The 3,025-nt window shown below is 75.2% G+C and carries 3 protein-coding genes; all 3 read right to left on the bottom strand.

Features of this window, described 5'->3' with window-relative positions; translation table 11 throughout:
• On the bottom strand, positions 1 to 1,220 hold a 1,220-nt coding region (locus GTW08_RS12030), incomplete at its 3' end, for an FAD-dependent monooxygenase (RefSeq protein WP_161151928.1).
• 24 nt (positions 1,221 to 1,244) lie between these two features.
• Positions 1,245 to 2,204, bottom strand: a complete 960-nt coding sequence (locus GTW08_RS12035; RefSeq protein ID WP_073573968.1) for an MBL fold metallo-hydrolase — start codon at positions 2,202 to 2,204, stop codon at positions 1,245 to 1,247.
• Between the two features lie 175 nt (positions 2,205 to 2,379).
• Positions 2,380 to 3,025 (bottom strand): MarR family winged helix-turn-helix transcriptional regulator (locus tag GTW08_RS12040; RefSeq protein ID WP_237453772.1); only part of this gene is annotated, 646 nt, incomplete at its 5' end.

A 3,025-nucleotide genomic window follows, 5' to 3' on the forward strand; every position in this document is an offset into this window, starting at 1 on the left:
GCGTCGGCGGTGGTCAGGGCGGAGTCGACGTACCAGAACGGCTCGGCCAGCCGGCCCGAGTCGACCCGCGCCCGGGCCGCGGGGTCGGTCGCCGCCGCGGCGAGGACCTCGGCGCGGGCCCGCACCCGCTCCGCGTCCCGCGGGACCAGGAAGTCCATCGTCGCGGTCGTGACGGCGACGTTCTCCCGGGCGGCCGCGTGCCGCTCGGCGTGGTAGCTCTCCAGGAGCTCCTCCGGCGCCCAGCCGCGGCCGACCCAGGCGATCTTCCAGGCGGCGTTCTCGGCGTCGGCGACGCCGGAGTTCAGCCCGCGGGCACCGAACGGGGACACCAGGTGTGCCGCGTCGCCCGCCAGCAGGACCCGGCCGCACCGCATCCGGTCCACCACGCGCGAGTGGAACCGGTAGACCGAGGACCAGACCACCTCGTGGTCGACGTCCCCGATGACCGCGCGGATCCGGGCGTCCAGCGCGCCGGACGCGGTCTCGGCGTCGAGGTCGTACCCGGCCGGGACCTGCCAGTCGATCCGGAACGTCGAGTCCGGACAGGGGTGGACCAGCACCTGGCGGCCCGGGTTCGCGGCCGGGTCGAAGTGGAAGCGGCGCTCGGTGGCCCACCCCGGGAGGTCGGCGCGGACGTCGCAGATCAGGAAACGGTCGTCGAAGCTGGTGCCCTCGAAGGTGACCCCGAGCAACTCGCGCAGCGCCTCGCCGCGGGCACCGGCACAGACGACCACGAAGCTCCCCGCGACCCGTCCACCGCCGTCGAGGGTGACGGCGACACCGTCGGCGGACTGCTCCACGCCGACGACGTCGTGCCCCCAGCGCAGGTCCACCAGGGCCTCGTCAGCGATCCGCTCGTCGAGGATCTGCTCGGTCCGGGCCTGCGAGAGGTTCACGAACGGCGGAAACGCGGGCCGCCCCGGCTCGGCGAAGGTGTGGGCGAACAGCTCGGTGTCGCGGTGGAAGGTGCGCGCGGTGGTCCAGGTGACGCCCTCGTCGGCGATCCGGCGCCCGGCGCCGACGGACTCCCAGACGTCGAGTACGTCGCGCTGCTGACAGATCGCCTTCGACCCGGCCCGGTCCCGCTCCGGGCGGCGGTCCAGCACGACCGTCGGGACGCCGTGGCGGGCCAGCAGCAGCGCGGTGGTCTGCCCGACCGGCCCGGCGCCGAGCACCAGGACGGGCGACGACGGCCAGGCCGGCGCGGCGGGCGTCGACATGGGTTCCCTCCCCTCGCCGGTGCCTCAGCCCTGCAGCCGGGCCCAGACCTCCTGGTCGCGTTCCGCGGTCCAGATCACCGGACGCTCCACACCGGACAGCTCGTCCCACAGCCGGGAGACGTCGAACGGCAGACAGTGCTCGAAGATCGGCCAGTGCCCGTAGTCGTCGACGAGTGCGGCGTGGGTCGCCTCGAACGCCTCCTTCAGCGTGCCGCCGCGCCCCTGCACCGCGCCGACCTCCCGGATCATGACCTGCAGGAACCCGCGGGTCTGGGCGATCGCGGCGTCGACCTCGGCGCGGACGCGGCTGACCGCGCCGCGCCCGCCGACGAGCTGCTCGGCGCCGAGCGCGGCGAGCCGGTCGAGGGTGCCGCCCGCCCAGTCGCGGTGGAACGCGTCGCCGGTGTAGAGCGCGGCCCGGGCCTCCACGAGGTCACCGGCGAACAGGATCCGGTGCCGCGGCAGCCAGGCGGTGATGTCGCCCTCGGTGTGGCCGCGGCCGTGGAACTGCAGCACCAGCTCGCCGCGGTCACCGCCCAGGTCGAGGGTGAGACGGTCGGCGAAGGTGAGCGTCGGCCAGGTGAGTCCGGGCACGGAGTCGGCGGCCTCGGCCAGCCGCGGCATCCGCGCGAACTCCGAGGCCCAGTCCTCCATGCCACGCTCGGCGATCAGGGCCGCGGTCGTCTCGTGCGCGACGACGGTCTGCGCGTCGAACGCGCTCGCGCCCAGCACCCGGACCGCGTGGTAGTGCGACAGCACGAGGTACCGGACCGGCTTGTCGGTGTGCTCGCGCAGCATCGCGAGCCACTTCCGGGCGGCGACCGGGGTGGCGAGGGCCTCGAAGCAGACGACGAAGTCCTCCCCCTCGATCGCGCCGATGTTCGGGTCGCCCTCGGCGGTGAGGGCGTAGACGCCGTCCGCGAGCACCTCGAGGGTCTGCTCCTTGGCGGCGGTGTCGGCGGAGGAGGCGAAGGGCTTGGCCACGGCGGGTGTCCTCTCGGAGCCGGAAGACGGGCGGCGACCGCGGCGACCCGTCGTCGGGACCTCCGACCGGCCGGGCACGCCCGACGATCAAAGGTTGAATCACTTGGCAGGACCGTAGAGGGCCGCGCCGCCCGGCGCCAGGGCCGATCCGGCGGCGCGCGCCGAGTAGTTCAGTTCAGGTCCGCCGGTTGATCCAGTCCGCCCGGTGCGCCGCCCGGGCGAGGCGGACGAGCAGAGTGTTCAGGGCGGCGAGGTCGTCGGCGCCGAGCAGCGCCGCCCACTCCGACTCACGGCGGTTGTGGGTGCCGAACGCGGCGACCAGCCGGTCGGTCCCCGCGTCGGTCAGCGACAGGTGCACGGTCCGCCGGTCCCCGGCGGTGGGCGTGCGCCGGACCAGCTCACCGGCGGCGAGGGTGTTGGCCAGGCTGGACACCGCGGCCCGGCTCATCCCGCACAGCTCCGCCGCCCGGCCCGCCTCCTGCCCGCCCGCGACCCACAGCGTGAACAGCAGCCGGAACGCCGACCAGCTCCATCCGGCGGGGCGGTGCACGGTCGACTCGAGGTCGTAGACCAGGGAGCCGGCGATCCGGTGCAGGTTCAGCACCAGCGCCATGGCCTCGCGGTCGGTACCGGGGAGCCGATCGCCGGCGCGGGCGAGCGCGACGTCGGTGAAGGCGAGGAACCCGTCCGCGCCGTTCCCGCTGCCGTTCCCGCTGCCGTCCACGCTGCCCATGCTGTTGTCGGCCCCGCCCCGTGCGACCGCCGCCCGGCCCGGTGACCGCGCCCCGGCTGCCGGCGGGACCCCGCCCGGCCCGGCGGTC

Source organism: Pseudonocardia sp. SID8383 (genome assembly GCF_009864975.1).
GTDB lineage: Bacteria > Actinomycetota > Actinomycetes > Mycobacteriales > Pseudonocardiaceae > Pseudonocardia > Pseudonocardia alni.